We start from the raw sequence: 18,872 nt of genomic DNA on the forward strand, positions 1-18,872 counted from the left end.
CCTCATCAGGTTTCGGACAATCCGGGTTCCTGTGGCTCCGGGGTTCCCGCTCCCAACAGGGCTTTCATCGCCGCGATGACGCGGCGATGCTGGTGCGCGTGGCGCGTGCGAACACCGGTTGCGGCATAGACCGTCTGCGGGATTGGCGCGACGTCCTCGACGATAAAAGCGATGCCGGCGCGATGTAACCCGTCAGCCGTGGTTTTCGTCACGAAAGCGCCGCCGCCGAGGCTTTTCAGCATGCCCGTTATTGTGACGTTCTGGCCGGAAGACAGAGCTGTGGTGGCAAATTGCGGCAGGGCCAGCCGGTGCGCCCTGTCAAATGCCGGGGAATAATTCGCACCGATGTAGTTGTCCCGGGTGAGGTCGCCCACCTTCGATGACAGAGTGCTGACCAGCACATAGGTCATTTCGCCGATCCGCTCATAATGCAGGTCGGGCAGGAAGTGGGGTGTGTAGAGGATCGCAAGATCGAGATCGCCGCTGGCAAGATCCCGGTTCATCTGGTTCGAATAGTCGGCCTCGATATAGATCGAGGTTCCCGGCAGCTCGGCGCGGATCGCCCTCAGCCATGGACCGGCGAGTTCTTCGGCGACATCCTGCTGGACGCCGATGCGCATGGCGTGTTCGTAGGCGCCGGCGCTTTCGACCGTCCGCGCCGCCTCGTGCCATTGACGTTGAAGAGCGCGCGCGTGATCGAGGAAACGCAGGCCCGCGGGCGTCGGCGCCGTTCCGCCCTTGTTGCGGGTGAAGAGCGAGCGGCCGAGTGCTGCCTCCAGCGCCTTGACGCGATGGGAGATCGTCGACTGCCTGAGGTTCATGCGCTCGGCGGTGCGGTTGAAGCTGCGGGTCTCCATCAGGTCGAGATAGGTTTCGATCAGCTCGATCTGCACGTGGCCGCTCCGCTTGGACTCAGGTTTCTTGCGCCATTTGCCGAAGGTCCGAGAGGCCCCGGGGCGGATGCGCGCGGAAGTCGACGCCATAGACGCGGCTGGCGAAATGGTCGCGGACACGGGTGATCTGGGAAGCCTCGCCTGCGATCCTCGACCGCAACAGGGGATCGCAGGTGCCGGTGATCGCCATCGACTTGTTGATCACCCAGCCATAGGGCTCGATATGGGCACGGCGCAAATCGTCCTGTAATGCGCCGGCCTCGGAGACCGGCGTGGTTTCCGGCAGTGTGACGAGGATGACCTTGGTATAATCGGGGTCCTGCAGGCGCATTAACGGGGTGACCATCCGTCCCGGGGCATCGGGATCAAGATGGCGGGTCATCTGGCGATGATAGGCGCCAGTGGCATCCAGCAGCAGAAGCGTGTGACCCGTCGGCGCGGTATCGATGACGACGAAATTGCCGCGGGCTTCCCCGACGACGCGGGAAAATGCATGAAACACCGCCACCTCCTCCGTACAGGGAGAGGCGAGGTCTTCGCGCAGGAGCGCCTTGCCTTCGTCATCCAAGTCGCGACCGCGCGTCGACATGATCTTGGCAATGTATCGCTCCGTCTCGACCTCGGGGTCTATCCGGTCGACTGTCAGGCCGGGCATGGTTTCGGCGCCAACGACGAAGGAAAGATGGGCGGCCGGATCGGTGGTCGTCAGATGGACGGAATGCCCTTTCGCCGCGATGCCGGCGGCAAGGGCCGCCGCAATCGTGGTCTTACCGACGCCACCCTTGCCCATCACCATGACCAGCCCCTTGCCGCTTGCGGCGATCTCGTCCACCAGTGTCGACAGTCGTGGCAGGTCCGGAGTGGCAAGCGGCGGCAGGTCTTGCATCGGTGGCGCGGAGGGCGTTGAGAGCAGGGCGCGGAGGGCCGGCAGGCCGACCATGTCGAAAGGCAAAAGCGGGATTTCGTCGCGCGGCAGACCGGCGAGCGAAGCCGGCATTTCGGAAAGCGCCGATGTCTGTTCGGCCGCGAAGGCGACGGCGATCTTGTCCTTCGGATCCGTCGGCGTGAACCGGCCATTGACGGCGAGCATCTGATTGGAGAGGCCGAGTTCGGCGAGTTCTCCGGCAGTGCGCGCCGCTTCGCGAATGGCGCCGCGGTCGGCGCGGGTGACGAGTATGATGGTGGTGCGCGCGGGGTCCGCGAGACAATCGAGTGCCGCGCGAAAACGTGTCTCTTGCATCTTGAGGCCTGAATGCGGCCCGAGGCAGGATGCCCCACGCTCATTGGCTTCGAGAAAGCCCGTCCAGGCCTTGGGAAGACTGAGGAGCCGCAGGGTGTGACCGGTCGGAGCCGTATCGAAGATGATGTGATCGAAGTCACTCGCGTCTCCGGTCAGAAGTCCTACGAATTCGTCGAATGCGGCAATCTCGGTGGTGCAGGCGCCGGACAGTTGTTCCCGAACGGTGGCTTTGTCGCTGGCGCTTGCAGAGGGAGCCATCTGTTCGAGAACGCGGTTGCGGTAATCCTCCGCCGCCGTTTCGGGATCGATGTTCATGGCCGACAGTCCCGGAATGCCGGGTACCGACCGTGGTTCGTCGGTGAGCGTCGTGCCGAGCATTTCATCGAGGTTCGAGGCCGGATCGGTGCTCACCAGCAGAACCCTGAGACCGCGGTCAGCCAGCGCGATAGCCACGGCGCAACTCAGGGACGTCTTGCCGACGCCGCCCTTGCCCGTGAAAAAAAGGTGGCGATTGGGTCTGTTCAATAGCGTCAGCTGTTCCATTTGCTCTTCCCTGATTTTTGCAGTGCATCCAGCCTATGGCATCGACCGCTGTCGCGACTTGATCTGTGGCAAGCAATCTAATCGACTTCTTCGATCAATAAAGCGAAATCCGCTCGCTTGATGAACGTCATTTCCTTCTGCAAGCTCACGGCAAAACAAGAGGGGAATATAGATGTCTCAACTGCCCGGATCGGCACGTGTCGTCATCATCGGGGGCGGGGCCGTGGGGGCTTCGTCGCTCTATCATCTGGCGAAGGCCGGATGGACGGATTGCGTGCTTCTGGAAAAGAACGAGCTGACGGCGGGCTCGACCTGGCATGCGGCTGGCAATGTGCCGACCTTTTCCTCCTCATGGTCGATCATGAACATGCAGCGCTATTCGACCGAGCTTTATGCGAAGCTTGGCGCGCTGGTCGACTATCCGATGAATTATCACGTCACGGGATCGCTCCGGATCGGTCATACGAAGGAGCGCCTGCAGGAATTCAGGCGCGTCGTCGGCATGGGCCGCTATCAGGGCATGGACCTCGACATCATGTCATCAGGCGAAATGCGGTCGAAATATCCGTTCCTCGAAATCCATGACCTGACCGGAGCGCTTTACGATCCCTATGACGGCGATATCGATCCGGCGCAACTCACGCAGGCGCTGGCGAAGGGCGCGCGCGACATGGGTGCGAAGATCGTGCGCTTCTGTCCCGTCACGGCGGCGCGCCGGGAAAACGGCGAGTGGGTGCTGACCACGCCGCTTGGCGAGATCCGCTGCGAATATGTCGTCAACGCAGCCGGATATTATGCCCGCGAGGTCGGCAAGCTGTTCGGTCGCGATGTGCCGATGATGGTGATGAGCCATCAATACATGCTGTTCGACACCATTCCCGAACTGGAGGCATGGTCGCGGGAGGCAGGCCACAAGCTGCCGCTGCTGCGCGACGTCGACAGTTCCTATTATCTCCGGCAGGAAAAATACGGCATGAACCTCGGGCCTTACGAAAAAGCCTGCCGGGCGCATTGGGTGACGAAGGACGACCCGATGCCCGAGGACTTTTCCTTCCAGCTCTTCCCCGACGATCTGGAGCGGCTGGAATGGTATCTCAACGATGCCGTCGAGCGTGTGCCGATCCTTGGTACGGCCGGTCTCTCCAAGATGATCAACGGCCCTATTCCCTATGCGCCGGATGGCAATCCGCTGCTCGGCCCGATGCCCGGCGTGCCGAATGCCTTCGAGGCCTGCGTCTTTACCTTCGGCATCTGCCAGGCGGGCGGGGCTGGCAAGGTGCTGGCCGAATGGGTGACCGAGGGCGAGACGGAATGGGACATGTGGTCCTGCGATCCGCGCCGCTACACCTCCTTCGCGTCCGATCCCGATTATTGTGTCGCCAAGGGCATGGAAATCTATGGCCATGAATATGCGATGCATTTCCCGAAACACTACTGGCCGGCGGGGCGCAATCGCAAACTTTCCCCGATCCATGACCGGATCGCGGCGCTCGGCGCCCAGTTCAAGCCGTATAACGGCTGGGAACGGGCGATGTGGTATGCGAAGCCGGGCGATGACACCTCCGAGACTGCGACCCAGACCTGGGATCGCAAGGGGCCGTGGAGCCCGCGGATCGAGGAGGAGTGTCTTGCGGTGCGTGACGCGGCGGGCATTCTCGATCTGCCGGGTTTCTCCCGCTACCGGGTGAAGGGTGCTGGTGCGCGCGACTGGCTTTCCTCCATCATCACCGGCCGCGTGCCGAAGCCGGGACGGATCGGGCTTGCCTATTTCGCCGACGACAAGGGCCGGATCGTTACGGAGATGTCGGTGATGGCGATCGAGGAGGATTTCTTCTTCCTCATCACGGCTGCGACCGCCCAGTGGCACGATTACGAATGGCTTCTGAAGCTGAAGCCGGCCGACGCCGCTTTCGTTATCGAGGATGTGACCGAGGCCTTCTCCTGCCAGATCCTGACTGGGCCTTACTCCCGCGCTATCCTCGCCGATGTCACGGACGCCGATCTTTCCCGCCCGTGGCTGACACATCAGTCGGCGCAGATCGGCGGGCGCTGGTGCCAGTTGGTGCGCGTTTCCTTTGCAGGTGAACTCGGATGGGAAATCCACACCAAGGTGGAGGATACGGCAAATGTTTTCGACGCGATCTGGATGGCGGGCAAGAGCCACGGGTTGAAACCCTTCGGCATGGAGGCGCTGGACTGTCTTCGGGTGGAGAAGGGCTATCGCGCCTGGAAGGGCGATCTTTCGACCGACTACACCGTGCTGCAGGGCGGGCTTGACCGTTTCATCGACTGGTCGAAGCCGGATTTCAAGGGCAAGGCGGCGCTTCTGGCCGAGAAGCAGCGGGGCGTCTCGAAGCGTTTCGTGACGCTCGTCGTTGAGGCTGATGATTGCGATGCGCCCTATATGTCGACGCTCTGGCATGGCGGACAGGTGGTCGGCGAAACGACCTCCGGCAACTGGGGTTACCGGGTCGGCAAGTCCATTGCGCTCGGCATGTTGCGCGCCGATCTCGGCGAACCCGGCACCACGATAGAAGTCGAGATTTTCGGCGACCGGTTCAAGGCGGTCGTACAGCCGGATCAGGCGATCTGGGATGCATCGAACGAGAGGCTGAAGGCATGAGCAATACCACTTCCCTGAAGCCTGTTCCGTCCAAGGCGAGGGCCGTCATCATCGGCGGCGGCGTATCCGGCTGTTCGGTTGCCTATCACCTCGCCAAGCTCGGCTGGACCGATGTGGTGCTGCTGGAGCGCAAGCAGCTGACTTCCGGCACCACCTGGCATGCTGCCGGCCTGATCGGCCAGCTTCGTGCCAGCCAGAACATGACGCGGCTCGCGAAATATTCGCGCGATCTTTACGTGCGGCTCGAGGCGGAAACCGGCATCGGCACGGGCATGAAGCAGAACGGCTCGATCACCGTTGCGTTGACGGACGAGCGGCGCGAGGAGATCTATCGGCAGGCTTCGCTGGCGCGAGCTTTCAATGTCGATGTGCAGGAAATCGATCCGGCGCGGGTGACGGAGCTTTATCCATATCTGAACGTCTCGGATGTGAAGGCGGCGGTGCATCTGCCGCTCGACGGCCAGTGCGATCCGGCCAATATCGCGATGGCGCTGGCAAAGGGCGCCCGGCAGCATGGCGCGACGGTGATCGAAGGCGTCAAGGTCATAGATGTTCTGACCAAGGACGGCCGCGTGACGGGTGTCGTCTGCGAGCAGGCCGGCGAGCGCCATGTGATCGAGACAGAGAACGTGGTGAACGCCGCCGGCATGTGGGGGCGCAATCTCGCCGCGCAGTCCGGTGTGACAGTGCCGCTGCATGCGGCTGAGCATTTCTACATCGTCACCGAGCCGGTGCCGGGACTTGGCCAGCTTCCGGTGCTCAGGGTGCCGGACGAGCAGGCCTATTACAAGGAAGATGCCGGCAAGATGCTGCTTGGCGCCTTCGAGCTGAAGGCCAAGCCCTGGGGCATGGATGGTATTTCCGAGGATTTCTGCTTCGACCAGCTTCCCGACGATTTCGATCACTTCCAGCCGATCCTCGAAATGGCGGTGAGGCGCATGCCGATGTTGGAGACGGCCGGCATCCATACCTTCTTCTGCGGGCCGGAAAGCTTCACGCCTGACGATCGCTATTATCTCGGTGAGGCGCCGGAGCTGAAGGGATACTGGGTGGCAGCCGGCTACAACTCCATCGGCATCGTCTCGTCCGGCGGGGCCGGCATGGCGTTGGCCCAGTGGATGAACGATGGCGAGCCGCCCTTCGATCTATGGGAGGTTGATATCCGCCGTGCACAGCCTTTCCAGAAGAATCGCCTCTATCTGCAGGAGCGCGTGACCGAAACGCTCGGCCTGCTTTATGCGGACCATTTTCCCTACCGGCAGATGGCAACGGCGCGGGGCGTGCGCCGCTCGCCGATCCATGAGCACCTGAAGAAGCGCGGCGCCGTGTTCGGCGAGGTAGCCGGCTGGGAGAGGGCGAACTGGTTTGCCGGAGTGGGGCAGGAAAAGGAATATCGCTACAGCTGGAAGCGGCAGAACTGGTTCGACAACCAGCGTACCGAACACATGGCGGTGCGCGAAGGCGTCGGCCTGTTCGACATGACATCCTTTGGCAAGATCCGCGTGGAGGGCCGCGATGCGCTCGCCTTCCTGCAGCGGCTCTGCGCCAACCAGATGAACGTCGAGGCGGGCCGGATCGTCTATACGCAGATGCTCAACAGCCGGGGCGGCATCGAAAGCGACCTGACGGTGACGCGGCTTTCCGAGACTAGCTTTTTCCTCGTCGTTCCGGGCGCAACGCTCCAGCGCGACCTTGCCTGGCTGCGGAAGAACCTTCTGCCCGGCGAGTTCGTGGTGGTGACCGATGTGACTGCTGCGGAAAGCGTTCTCTGCGTCATGGGGCCGAGATCGCGTGAACTGCTCAACAAGGTGAGCCCGAGCGATTTCTCCAATGCGGCCCATCCGTTCGGTTCGGCCCGCGAGATCGAGATCGGTTATGGCCTCGCCCGCGCCCATCGCGTTACCTATGTCGGGGAACTGGGCTGGGAGCTTTACGTCTCGTCGGATCAGGCGGCGCATGTCTTCGAGACATTGGAACATGCCGGCGAAGGTCTGGGGCTGAAGCTGTGCGGTCTGCACGCGCTCGACAGTTGCCGCATCGAAAAGGCGTTCCGCCATTTCGGGCATGACATCACCGACGAAGACCATGTGCTGGAGGCGGGGCTCGGCTTTGCGGTGAAAACCGGCAAAGGCGATTTCATCGGCCGGGATGCGGTGCTGAAAAAGCAGGAAGAGGGGCTGAAGCGCCGGCTTATGCAGTTGCGCCTCATCGATCCGGAACCGCTGGTCTTTCACAACGAGGCGCTGGTCCGCGACGGACAGATCGTCGGCACCATCACGTCAGGCAATTACGGCCATTTTCTTAAAGGTGCGATCGGCCTTGGCTATGTGCCCTGCGAGGGCGAGAGCGCAGCCGACGTTCTGGCATCGAAATACGAGATCGAAATCGCCGGGGAACGGTTTGCGGCCGAGGCTTCGCTCGCACCGATGTACGATCCGAAGGCGGAACGGGTGAAGATGTGAGCGGCATATGATGCGGTCTGCCGAGTGAGAAGGAATTGCCCCTCACCCTAACCTTCTCCCCGTTTACGGGGAGAAGGTGGCGGCAGCCGGATGAGGGGCAGAGCCTGCCCCAGAACGTGAACAAATTCGAAATACGTGCGCCGGAACGCGGTCTTCCGGTCTGTTTAATGGAGATCCATTCATGCTCGCATCAGAGATCAGCAGAGTGACGGAGCCTGACCCCATCGACAGGCTCGTTTCCGCATACCGGCCGGACTATGCGCTGGAGCGGCCGTTCTATCTCGATCCCGCGATCTTCGAGCGGGATATGGAGCGGGTGTTCTTTCGCCACTGGCACTGTCTGGCGCATGAGAGCGTCATTCCCAATCCCGGCGATTTCGAGGTTTTCAAGCTTGGGTCAGAAGCGGTGATCCTGACGCGCGGGGCGGATGGCAGCGTGCATGCGCTGCTTAATCTCTGCCGTCATCGCGGAGCCGAGGTCTGCACCAAGGAGAAGGGTAACGCCAAGGCCTTCGTCTGTCCCTATCACGCCTGGACCTACGGCAATGACGGTGCGCTCAAGGCCGCGCGGCTGATGCCGAAGGACTTCGACCGGCAGGCGCATGGGCTGAAGAAGGCGCATGTGCGGGTGGTAGAGGGGCTGGTGTTCATTTCCTTTGCGAAGGAACCACTCGATTTCAGCGAGGTCGAAGCGCTGTTGCACGCGACCTGCGGTCAATATGGCTGGGCCAATGCCAGGGTCGCCCATCGGCAGAGCTATGTGATCGACGCGAACTGGAAGCTTGCGGTCGAAAACTACGTCGAGTGCTATCACTGCGGTCCGGCCCATCCGGAGTATTCCGAAACACACGCGCTGGAACAGCCGCTGCATATGATCGAGGAGCTGAACGCCGCCATGGAGGCGCGGACCTGCGCGCTCGGCATCGAGATCGGATCGGGCAACCACTGGCAGTCCTCGGCCTGCGGCAAGGAGACGATCCATGCCTTCCGCTATGCCCTCTATGACGGCGTGAAGACCGGCAGCAAGGACGGTCAGCCGCTCAGTACCCTGATGGGGCGTTTCACCGATTTCGACGGGGGCGTTACCTCGATCCATCTCGGCGGCACGAGCTTCCTCGTCTGCTACGCCGACCACGGCATGATCTACCGCTTCATCCCGAAGACGGTCGATACCTGCGAGATGGAGCTGATCTGGCTGGTCGACGGCAAGGCGGAGGCGGGCATCGACTACGACTTCGAAAAGCTCACCTGGCTCTGGCGCGTGACGACCGACGAGGACAAGGCGATCATCGAACACACCGCGCGCGGCGTGCGCTCGCATTTCTACGAACCGGGGCCGATTGCGCCGATGGAGCAGAACGAACTGCGCTACATCAACTGGTATCTAGAGGAGATCAGCCGTCCGTGACGGCGGCTGATCGCTGGCTGTTGCGCGATTTCCAGACGGTGTGCAGGAAGGCGGCGACGAACATGGCTGACATCAGGAGGACGATGGTCGGGGCAGGGGCGCTGTCGATCAGGAAGCTCAGGTAGATGCCGGCGACAGAAGCGGTGACGGCAACGGCCACGGCCGTCACCAACATCGCCTGAAACCGTCGGGTAATCAGGAAGGCGATTGCGCCCGGAGCCACCAGCATGGCGACGGAAAGGATGATGCCGACGGCCTTCAGCGCGCCGACCACCGTGAGCGATAGCACCGCCAGCAATCCGTAATGCAGCAGCCGGACGGGCAGGCCGATGGCACGGGCATGCTGCGGATCGAAGGCCTGCACCAGAAGATCCTTGCGCAGGATCACCAGGAAGATCGTCGCGGCAAGCGCGATCAGGCCGGTTTCCAGAAGATCGGACGGCAGGATGCCGAGCATGTCGCCGAATAGAATATGGTCGAGATGCACGTCGCTTTCGATCTTCACGTAAAGCACCAGGCCGAGGCCGAACATGCCGGAAAAGACGATGCCGAGGACGGTATCTTCCTTGATGCGGCTGTTTTCCTTGAGATAGCCGGTCAATAGCGCGCAGGTAAGGCCGGCGATAAAGGCGCCGATGGCAAGCGGGATTCCTGCGATATAGGCGATCACGATGCCCGGCAGCACGGCGTGGGAGACCGCATCCCCCATCAGCGACCATCCCTTCAGCACCAGCAGACAGGAGAGCAGCGCCATAGGTATGGCGATCATCAGCGTGATGACGAAGGCCGACTGCATGAAGGGAAGCTGGAAGGGCAGGATGAGAAGTTCGAGCGTGTCGTTCACCGTGTCGCCTCCATGGGGCTGGCGAGTGCTGCGCGGGCGCGGCGGCGGGCGGCCAGAAGGCCATGCTTCGGCGCGAAGACGAAGGCGGTCAGGAAGATTGCGGTTTGCAGCACGACGATGACGCCGCCGGTCGCTCCGTCGAGGAAATAGCTGATGTATGCGCCGATAAAGCTCGTAGCCGCACCAATTACGAAGGCCATGAGGATGAGGCGCTGGAAGCGGTCGGTGAGCAGGTAGGCGGTTGCGCCCGGGGTCACCACCATGGCGATCACGAGAAAGGCACCGACGGTCTGGAGGGCGGCGACAGTCGAACCGGCGAGCAGCGTGAAGAAGATCACCTTCAGCAGATCCGGCCTGAGGCCGATTGAGCGGGCGTGGTTCTCGTCGAAGAAGGCGACCATGAAGTCCTTCCACTTGGCCGTCAGGACGACGAGGCTGACGCCGCCGATGATGACCAGTTGCAGCGTATCGGCCGGCGTGATGGCGAGGATGTTGCCGAGCACGATAGTCTGGATGTTCACCGAAACGGGGGAGAGCGAGACCATGAAAAGGCCAAGGCCGAAGAAGGAGGTGAAGATCAGGCCGATAATGGCGTCTTCCTTGAGGCGGGTGCGCTGGTTGAGGAAGAGCATGGCGGCTGCCGCAAGACCACCGGAGATAAAGGCGCCGAAGGCGAAGGGCAGGCCCAGCATATAGGCGCCGGCGACACCCGGCACGATGGCATGGGAGAGCGCATCGCCGATCAGCGACCAGCCTTTCAGCATCAGGTAGGAGGAGAGAAAGCCACAGACGCCACCGACGAGCGCGCTGACGAAAATGGCGTTGCGCATATAGTCGTAGCCGAAAGGCTCGAGGAGGACCTCAATCATCGACCCTCTCCGCTTCCGGTCGTTCCGTCCGGTTTTCCGTTTCAGGGGAGCCATAGATGACGAAGGGGCGTTCGTCGTCGGTGATGACCTTGACCTGCCGGCTGTCTGCGTCGTCGTGCAGTTCGGTGCCGCCGAGCACGAAGTGGCGAAGCGCGCCGCCGAAGGCGATCTTGAGGTTCTCTTCGTTGAAAGTTTCCTCCGTCCGGCCGGATGCGATGACGGTTCCCTTGACGAAAATCGTCCGGTCGCAGAATTCCGGAACGCTGCCGAGATTGTGAGTGGAAACCAGCATGACACGGCCCTCGGCCCTCAGATCCCGCATCAGTGCGATAATCTGTTCCTCGGTGGTGACGTCGACGCCGGTGAAGGGTTCGTCGAGCAGAATCACCTGTCCTTCCTGGGCGAGCGCGCGCGCGAGGAAGACGCGCTTGCGCTGACCGCCGGAGAGTTCGCCGATCTGGCGTTTGCGGAAATCGCTCATGCCGACGCGGGCAAGCGCCTCGTCCACCATCTGATGATCGCGGCGGCCGGGAATGCGCAGGAAATTCATGTGGCCGTAGCGGCCCATCATCACCACATCTTCGACCAGTACCGGAAAGTTCCAGTCGACCTCTTCGGCCTGCGGCACATAGGCGACAAGGTTCTGGCGCAGGGCTTCGCGGACGGGCATTCCGAGCACCGAAATCTTGCCGGCTGCCAATGGTACGAAGCCCATGATGGCCTTGAAGATGGTGGACTTGCCGGCGCCATTGACGCCGACGAGTGCCGTGATTGTGCCCTTGGGAACGGCAAAGCTTGCATGGCGAAGGGCTGTGTGGCCGTTGCGGTAGGTGACGGTGATGTCTTCGGCGCGGATGCCTTCGCGATTGGCAGCCATGCCGGTACTTCCCATGATCATTGTGTGAGGCCTTTTGCTACAGTGGCGACGGTCACGCGTAGAAGGTCGATATAAGTGGGGACGGGGCCATCGGCTTCGCTGAGGGAGTCGACATAAAGCACGCCGCCATAGGCCGCGCCGGTTTCGGCGGCGACCTGACGGGCGGGCTTGTCGGACACCGTGCTCTCGCTGAAGACGACATGGATATTGTTTTCCCTGACAGCATCGACGACGGCACGCACCTGCTGGGGGGAGCCCTGGCTGTCGGCATTGATCGGCCAGAGGTAAAGTTCCTTCAGGCCGAGATCGCGGGCGAGATAGGAGAATGCGCCTTCGCTGGTGACCAGCCACCGCCTGTCGGCCGGCAGCGTGTCGATCTCGGCCTTCAGCGGGCCGATCTCCGCCTTAATCTTCTCGGAATAGGCGGCGGCATTGGCGGCGTAGGTTGCGGCATTGTCCGGGTCGGCGGCGCTCAGAGCCTTGCGGATGTTTTCGACATAGATCACCGCATTTTCCGGCGACATCCAGGCATGAGGGTTCGGCTTGCCGTCATAGGCGCCACCGGAAATGCTCATCGGCTGAATGCCATCGCTGACGACAGCGGAGGGAACGTCACCGAGATTGGCGAGGAATTTCTCGAACCAGCGTTCGAGGTTGAGCCCGTTCCACAGGACGAGGTTCGCGTCGCGGGCCTTCAGGATATCGCGGGGCGTCGGCTGGTAGTTGTGGATCTCGGCTCCCGGCTTGGTGATGCTTTCGACATCCGCCGCATCGCCTGCAACATTCTTCGCCATGTCGGCGATGACAGTGAAGGTCGTGATGACTTTGAGCCGTTCGGCCGCAGCCGCCCCTTGAGGCAGAAGGAGCAGGGCGAGCGCCGCCAGCGCGGGGAGGAAGCGTATCAACATTCAGGACTCCGAAAAGTTTTTGCGAATAATTCGCAATTAAAGGTAACGCGGAATTCCGGCTTGTCAACGCTATTGCGAATTATTTGCAATTAAGAGCGGCAGGCGCCTCGGGAATGGGAACGATAGGTGTCAATTGACGAGGATTGTTTCGCCGAGATTAAACCTTCTTCAACAACGTTGTGACAAGTATCGCCTCAGTATTGCGTAAAAGAGCGGGGCAACGCGATGTTGGGGTATTCGGCGTGAAGGGTATCGGCAAGATCCATATCTCACGCAAGCTGGTCCTCGCATTCGGCGGTGTGCTGGTGCTGTGCGGCACGACCGGAGCCACGGCCGTCTATATCGGTGCGGACAAGATCCTCGGCCCCTCCTACGCTCAATTGAACGGCCTTGCCTGCACCGAGGTGAAGACCGTCACCGTTAAGAAGAAAGACCGATTCTGGATCCGCAAGTACATTACCACCGCTGAAACCGAAGACGGCCTTGCGCGGGTCAGAACCGCGCTGCGCGTGGCGAGCGTTATTCACGACGAGATGAAGCCGGACCTGATTCAGGTGGTGGTGCTCGACACCAAGGGGCCAAAGACGGTGCCCGATATGCGCGGTCGTGCCGTGGGGGCCGATGTGCTCTTTATTTCCGATCCCTCGCGCGTGCCGGAACATGCCGGCGGTCAGATGTTTACTGCGCGCTACATCGACAAGCCGGCCAATGAAATCGGTCAGTTCTATGGCGAAAAGATCAACCTGACGGAAGACGATATCGGTCAGCTCGTTTCATTGCTCGACGACCGTACGGACTGTGTGAAGCCCGAGGTCGCGACGCCGGATGGACACGGTGCCGCTTCCGACGGGCATGGCGAGGCCAAGCCCGCCGAAGGTCATGGGGAAGCCAAGGAGGAAGGCGCGTCGTCGGGTCACGGCGAGGCGTCCGGCCATGGCGAAGCGGCCCCCGCCGAAGGTCACGGTGCGGAGGCTTCGGCCGAAGGACATGGCGAGGCTGCACCCAAAGGAACCGAAGCCACGAACAAGGGCTGGTTCGCCTCGATCAAAGGCATGATCCTCGGAGGCGACAAGGAAGAAGCTGCCGCTCCCGGTTCTGAAGACCATGCAGCCGCACCTGCCGCCGAAGGCGAGGCGGGCCATGGTGAACCCGTTACCGAACAGGCTGCAACCGAAGAAGATGCCGGGCACGGCGAAGCGAAGCCGGTGGCTGCGGAAATGCCGCACGACACGACGGCGGGCAAGCAGGCCAGCGCCCATGGAGCCGAGGTGTCTGCTCCGGGACATGAAGTTGCCGCCGCTCCGGTCGCTGCCGAAGCGACTAAGGGCTGGCTCGGCTCGGTCACTGGCATGATTTTCGGGGAGAAGGAAGTCAAGCCGCTGCCGTTCGGAGGCGCTGGCCAGAAGATCGTACCTGCCGAGCAGGCGAGCGTTCCGGCAGCGCCGGCGGAAGAAGACGGTTCGCATGGCGAGCAGGCCGGTGAGCAGGCCCATGCGCCGGCAGCGAAGTCCGAAGAAGCGAAGAAGGCCGAAGCCCCCGTGACGGATCACGGGGGTGGCGAGATGAGCACCGAGGCCGATGCGGCGGGCGCTGCGTGGCTCGCGAAGATGCGTGCCCCGGTCAAGGCTGCGACGGCTCCGGCGGAGCATGAGCCCTCCGCCGATGCGGCAAAGGCGCATGACGAACAGCCGGCTGCCGTTATCCCGGCCGAGGACAGCCTCGTGCTGCCGCCCAAGGCAAGCGACAGCAAGGATGCCGAGCAGCAGGCTGAAGCCAGTCACTGACTGATGTCGCGGAATGCCGCCCGGGTGGCATTCCTGCCATGCCATGGGCCGTGTCCGTCGCTATACGCAGTAGCCGGCTGGATCGCATAAGTCTTTGCGCTCCCTCATAACTTTTTCCCGATCTTGCGACATTGCGTCAAAATGGCCGCCCGGTATGACTTGTCCTTCGTTTGGACGAAGGGGGAGTTTTCGTGCGCTTTGCCGTTGTTTCTGCGGGCCTGTTTTTATTGTCCGCCAATCTTGCCGCCGCGAATGATCCGTTCGAGGGCAATTCGAGAGGGCGGTTGACAGTGAGGCTGGAGCTTGCCGGATCGCAGCGGGCCGATATGCCGAATGGCGTCGAATGGGCGGCAATCGATGCGAAGAGAGAAATGGCTGTCGAGTTCGGGATGGTCGACGTCGGCAATGACGGATTGCCCATCGTCTCGGGGAAGCCTGCCGGTTCTGAACTCTCGCCGGAAATGCGGGGATTGAAAGGCAGGATCGATGCCTGTGGTGGCGATCAGGCTTGCCTTGCCCATGTGATGATGGAGTTTGCTGCAGCCGGTAATGGCGGCAATGTCTTCCAGCAGATGACGGGGCAGCAGCCGGGACGATTCCAGAATTTTGCCGGCGACCGTACCGGCACCTGTGCAAGGGGAATCCTGACGGTCGTGGATACGCTGAGCGGTGTCTATATTCCGCCGCCGGAAGCGGCGCGACCCTACAGGTTTTCCCGTAATGGCAGCCGGAACCTTCCGGTCGCCGACGAGCGCCTGACCGACACGCTTTGCAGGGTCGAGATGACCATCGACAAGGCGGCGAATACGATGAGCCTTCGTCTTCCGGTTTCCCTGCCGGTTGGGGTCACGCTCGGGGTCGAGGCGTTTACCGATGAGAAGGCGGTGTCGCTTGTCGAGGGAGAGCAGTTTCTGACTGTCTACGACCAGCCGTCAGGTCGCCCTGGCGCTTGGAGTGGATCTGCCGAGATCAAGGGTCTAGGCTCGGCTTCCCACAATTCGGAGCAGGTCAGTGCACCGTTGCACGGCCGTATCGTATGGAGCTTTGCCGCCGATTAGAATGCCTGTTCCTGCAACGCTATCGGAACAAAGCCGAGACGCAGGAAGAAAAGAGGCGGCCTTCAGCCGCCTCTCTGGAACCCGGTCCGGTCCTGTCTCAGTCCTTGTTGCGGCGGGCAGGGAAGAGGATGACGTCGCGGATCGACGGCGCGTTGGTCAGCACCATGATCAGGCGGTCGACGCCGATACCGAGACCGCCGGCGGGCGGCATGCCCTGGTCCATGGCGTCGAGGAACTCGTCATCGAGCGCCTTTTCCCTCTCGCCGCGGGCGTGGGCCTGGGCAAGCTGCTCGACCATGCGGGAGCGCTGTTCTTCCGGATCGTTGAGTTCGGAGAAGGCGTTGCCGAGTTCCCAGCCGTTGACATAGGTCTCGAAGCGCTCGACGAGGCGCGGTTCGCCCGGGACTTCCTTGGCGAAGGGCGAGATGTCCTTCGGGAAGTCGATGACGTGGGCCGGCTGGATGAGATCGCCTTCGACGGTTTCCTCGAAGATGAAGGCAAGGCATTCGCCCCAGGTCGCGTCCTTCTCGATTTCGAAGCCGGCGTGACGGGCAGCGGCGCGCGCTTCCTCATCCGTCTTGATGGCGAGGAAGTCGATGCCGGTCTTTTCCTTGACGGAGCCGGGCATGGAGATGCGGCGGAACGGCCCCTTGAAGGACAGGACTTTGTCGCCATAGGGCACTTCGGTGGTGCCGTGGATGGCAGTCGCGAGGCTGGCGAACAGACGCTCTACGAGGTCCATCACGTCCTCGTAGTCGGCATAGGCCCAGTAGCACTCCATCATGGTGAATTCGGGATTGTGCCGGGTCGAGACGCCTTCGTTTCGGAAGTTGCGGTTGATCTCGAAAATCTTGTCGGCAAGGCCGGAGACCAGCGTGCGCTTGAGGAACAGTTCCGGCGCGATGCGCAGGTACATGTCCATCTTCAGCGTGTTGTGGTGGGTCTTGAAGGGTTCTGCCGTCGCGCCGCCATAGATGGTCTGCAGCATCGGGGTCTCGACTTCCATGAAGCCGTCCGTTTCCATGAAACGGCGAACGCCGGAGATGATCTTCGAGCGCTGCAGGAAGCGAAGCTTCGATTCCTCGTTGGTCAGAAGATCGAGATGACGCTTGCGGTAGCGGATTTCGATGTCGGAGACGCCGTGCCACTTTTCGGGCATCGGCAGCAGCGTCTTCGTCAGCATGGTGATTTCGCGGGCGTTGATCGACAGTTCGCCGCGCTTGGTGCGGCGCACGGTGCCGGTGACGCCGATGATGTCGCCGAGGTCGATCAGCGCCAGCATGTTGCGGGCTGCTTCCGGGGTGACGTCCTTGTGGCTGAAGATCTGGATCTTGCCCGAGGCGTCATGGATGTCCATGAACATGCCGGAATTGCGCGAGGAATAGACGCGACCGGCGACAGTCACGACGTCCTGCGTCTCGGTGTCCGGCTCCAGGGCTTCGTATTTCGCCGAAAGCTCCGCGTTGGTCATGGTGCGGTGGAAATGCGCCGGATAGACGTCGCCGATCGTTTCGCGCAGTTTCGCAAGCTTCTGGGCGCGCACTTCGGTGGCGTCGGAGGAAAGGGCGGTTTCGTTCTTCGTTTCAGACATTCATTCGTTCCTGTAACGGCCGTTCGCCGATCGAGACTTTTTTACTGCGCGCCGACCATCGAGGTCAGCACCTGCGATGCGACCTTGAGGCGCTGGCGCACGACCGAGCGGCCGAGAAGCGCCATGGAGTCGAACAGCGGAAGCGAACGCGAGCTGCCGGACACCGCGACGAAGAGCGGTGGGGTGACGACACGCAGCTTCTTGCCGAGGCGGTCGGAAATGTCGCGCAGTTCCTGCTCGATCGTCTCGACGTTCCATTCGAGGATCTTTTCGAGATCGAAGGCCACCGTGTTGACGATCTCCAGCGTTTCGGCCGGGGAGGTCTTGAGGCCGGCGAAGGAGGCAGGCGTCAGGCCTACATCGTTCGCCAGCAGGAAGCCGGCGAGCTGCGGCAATTCGCCGAGCTTGGAGATACGGCTCTGGGCAAGCTTCAGGCCTTCCGTCAGGCGATCGTTTTCCGAGGCCCATTCGAAGACGCGTGCGAGGAACTCCTCGGGCGTCAGCTTTTCGCGCATCCAGCGGCCGTTCAGCCAGTCGAGCTTCTGCACGTCGAAGATCGCGCCGGCCTTGGAAAGGTTGTCCGGGTCGAACTTTTCGGCAAGCTCGTCCATGGTCAGCATCTCTTCGCCTTCGGCAATCTGGATGAAGAACAGCCCGAGGAAGTTCATCAGGGCTTCCGGCAAGTAGCCGAGCGCCGAGTAATAGGAGATCGAGGTCGGGTTCTTGCGCTTCGACAGCTTGGACTTGTCGGCATTGCGCATCAGCGACAGGTGCATGAACTTCGGCGGCTCGAGACCGAGATACTTGTAGATCAGGATGTGCTTCGGCACCGAAGCCAGCCACTCCTCGCCGCGAGCGACGTGGGTGATCTTCATCAGGTGGTCGTCGACGACGTTCGCCATGTGATAGGTCGGCATGCCGTCGGCCTTGAGCAGGACCTGCATGTCGACGGCTTCCCACGGGATCGATACGTCGCCATAGACGCCGTCGTTGAAGTCGCAGGAACCTTCGGTCGGGATCTTCATGCGCACGACGGAGGGCTCACCGGCTTCCATGCGCTCGGTGACTTCCTCGGCCTTGAGGTTCAGGCAGTGACCGTCATACTTCGGCGGCAGGCCCTTGGCGCGCTGGGCTTCGCGCATTATTTCCAGGCGCTCTGGCGAGCAGAAGCAGCGGAAGGCATGGCCGTCGCGAACCATCTGCTCGACGAAGGGGCGGTAGATATCCTTGCGCTCGGACTGGCGGTAGGGGCCGTAGGGGCCGCCGACATCGGGGCCTTCGCTCCATTTCAGTCCCGTCCATTTGAGCGCGTCCAGCACCTTCTGCTCGAATTCCGGCGTCGAGCGGGTGGCATCGGTGTCCTCGATGCGCAGGATGAACTCGCCGCCCATCTTCTTTGCGAAGAGGTAGTTGAAGAGAGCGATATAGACGGTGCCGACATGCGGCTCGCCGGTCGGGGAAGGTGCGATGCGGACGCGAACGCCGGAAGTGCTCATGGTATCTTGCTCGTGGTGACGTGCGGATAATCGAGCGCAATGCGCAGGATCAGCGAATAAGGGAAAATTTCGGGCGGAATCCGTTAAAAGGCGTCGCCAAGCGCACCAATTGCCGTATTTTCCGCAGGCAGGCTTAGGCCATATTCAGCCGCAGGCGTCAAGGGAAACTGCGTGCGTGGCGGATCATGGCAGCCCTGCCGGCAGGGCAGGGCGACGCCGCTTCACATTTTTTTCGGTTCTTTCGGAACGAACGGCGTTTTGTCTCGTTTCATATTG

13 protein-coding genes are annotated in these 18,872 nt (G+C 61.8%); 5 read left to right on the forward strand and 8 right to left on the reverse strand.

Features of this window, described 5'->3' with window-relative positions:
• Positions 1-5 precede the first annotated feature (5 nt).
• Together NBH21_RS16520 and arsA are read right to left on the reverse strand one after the other, a co-directional pair.
• Positions 6-893 (reverse strand): LysR family transcriptional regulator, encoded by an 888-nt coding sequence (locus NBH21_RS16520; protein WP_250915341.1) that lies wholly within the window; start codon positions 891-893, stop codon positions 6-8.
• Positions 894-912: 19 nt separating this feature from the next.
• Entirely contained in the window at positions 913-2,676 is a 1,764-nt protein-coding gene (gene arsA, locus NBH21_RS16525) for an arsenical pump-driving ATPase (protein WP_250915342.1), read from the reverse strand.
• Positions 2,677-2,848: 172 nt separating this feature from the next.
• Between arsA and NBH21_RS16530 the strand changes: the two genes are divergently transcribed.
• From NBH21_RS16530 to NBH21_RS16540, 3 genes are all read left to right on the forward strand, one after another.
• Positions 2,849-5,299 (forward strand): GcvT family protein, encoded by a 2,451-nt coding sequence (locus NBH21_RS16530; protein WP_250915343.1) that lies wholly within the window; start codon positions 2,849-2,851, stop codon positions 5,297-5,299.
• Positions 5,296-7,761, forward strand: coding sequence for a GcvT family protein (locus tag NBH21_RS16535; RefSeq protein WP_250915344.1), 2,466 nt, complete (start codon positions 5,296-5,298; stop codon positions 7,759-7,761). Before NBH21_RS16530 ends, NBH21_RS16535 begins: the two co-directional genes overlap by 4 nt.
• Before the next feature lie 181 nt (positions 7,762-7,942).
• Entirely contained in the window at positions 7,943-9,169 is a 1,227-nt protein-coding gene (locus NBH21_RS16540; protein ID WP_250915345.1) for an aromatic ring-hydroxylating oxygenase subunit alpha, read from the forward strand.
• On the opposite strand, the gene NBH21_RS16545 is transcribed toward NBH21_RS16540, so the two are convergent.
• The 4 genes from NBH21_RS16545 to NBH21_RS16560 are packed head-to-tail and all read right to left on the reverse strand — an operon-like array spanning position 9,156 to position 12,667.
• Positions 9,156-10,013: a metal ABC transporter permease gene (locus NBH21_RS16545; RefSeq protein WP_342452015.1), complete on the reverse strand. Its 858-nt coding sequence runs from the start codon at positions 10,011-10,013 to the stop codon at positions 9,156-9,158. The two genes, NBH21_RS16540 and NBH21_RS16545, sit on opposite strands and share 14 nt — an antisense overlap.
• Entirely contained in the window at positions 10,010-10,882 is an 873-nt protein-coding gene (locus tag NBH21_RS16550; protein ID WP_250915346.1) for a metal ABC transporter permease, read from the reverse strand. Before NBH21_RS16550 ends, NBH21_RS16545 begins: the two co-directional genes overlap by 4 nt.
• A complete protein-coding gene (locus NBH21_RS16555) occupies positions 10,875-11,759 on the reverse strand; it encodes a manganese/iron ABC transporter ATP-binding protein (RefSeq protein WP_250915347.1) in 885 nt (294 codons plus the stop codon). Before NBH21_RS16555 ends, NBH21_RS16550 begins: the two co-directional genes overlap by 8 nt.
• Before the next feature lie 17 nt (positions 11,760-11,776).
• The gene (locus tag NBH21_RS16560) at positions 11,777-12,667 is read right to left on the reverse strand and encodes a metal ABC transporter substrate-binding protein (RefSeq protein WP_250915348.1); all 891 of its coding nucleotides are present in this window, start codon (positions 12,665-12,667) and stop codon (positions 11,777-11,779) included.
• Positions 12,668-12,909: 242 nt separating this feature from the next.
• Here NBH21_RS16560 and NBH21_RS16565 point away from each other — a divergent pair, with 242 nt between their 5' ends.
• Both NBH21_RS16565 and NBH21_RS16570 read left to right on the forward strand, forming a co-directional pair.
• Positions 12,910-14,451 carry a putative sodium/potassium/calcium exchanger gene (locus NBH21_RS16565; RefSeq protein ID WP_250915349.1) on the forward strand — a complete coding sequence of 514 codons (1,542 nt, stop codon included), beginning with the start codon at positions 12,910-12,912 and terminating at the stop codon, positions 14,449-14,451.
• Between the two features lie 191 nt (positions 14,452-14,642).
• On the forward strand, positions 14,643-15,509 hold the full coding sequence (locus NBH21_RS16570) for a hypothetical protein (protein ID WP_250915350.1): 867 nt from the start codon (positions 14,643-14,645) through the stop codon (positions 15,507-15,509).
• Positions 15,510-15,606: 97 nt separating this feature from the next.
• Here NBH21_RS16570 and lysS read toward each other — a convergent pair whose 3' ends face one another.
• Both lysS and gltX read right to left on the reverse strand, forming a co-directional pair.
• Positions 15,607-17,100: a lysine--tRNA ligase gene (lysS, locus tag NBH21_RS16575; protein ID WP_250915351.1), complete on the reverse strand. Its 1,494-nt coding sequence runs from the start codon at positions 17,098-17,100 to the stop codon at positions 15,607-15,609.
• Between the two features lie 41 nt (positions 17,101-17,141).
• A complete protein-coding gene (gene gltX / locus NBH21_RS16580; RefSeq protein ID WP_250915352.1) occupies positions 17,142-18,596 on the reverse strand; it encodes a glutamate--tRNA ligase in 1,455 nt (484 codons plus the stop codon).
• Between the last annotated feature and the right edge of the window lie 276 nt (positions 18,597-18,872).

The organism is Ciceribacter sichuanensis (assembly GCF_024055605.1).
GTDB lineage: Bacteria > Pseudomonadota > Alphaproteobacteria > Rhizobiales > Rhizobiaceae > Allorhizobium > Allorhizobium sichuanense.